The organism is Shigella sp. FC1967 (genome assembly GCF_001743005.1).
Taxonomy (GTDB): domain Bacteria; phylum Pseudomonadota; class Gammaproteobacteria; order Enterobacterales; family Enterobacteriaceae; genus Proteus.
In genome coordinates this window covers 1-279 of the sequence record NZ_MIIZ01000170.1, presented here as the reverse complement: position 1 = coordinate 279, position 279 = coordinate 1, and the positions used below count along the sequence as shown (strand labels likewise).

Annotated in this window: 1 pseudogene; it reads left to right on the top strand. The window is 44.8% G+C overall.

What is annotated here, in order from left to right:
- Nucleotides 1–151: 151 nt before the first annotated feature.
- Nucleotides 152–279, top strand: a pseudogene (locus tag BHE89_RS01570) (DUF3304 domain-containing protein); the annotation flags it as partial.

The following is a 279-nucleotide window of genomic DNA, read 5'->3' as shown; positions in this document are numbered from 1 at the left end:
GCAGTATGCTCGAAAAAATAACTCGTAAAAAAAGTGATTGTTGCTGGCGTTATTCTTGCCATTATCGCAGTAAGCTCACTGCTGTTCCCCAAGAAAAAAACCCAAAGATGACTACCTTGCCGGAAATTTACACGGGTTTAACCATGTCAAAGGCACTTCGGTAAATTGGTTTAAGGTTAATGGTTATTATGGCAAAGGCGGTGGCGGAACCTGTTGCATTGTCGTGCCGGCAAAGTGGACGCCGAATCAATGGGTCAAAGTGGAATGGGAAGTCGATCC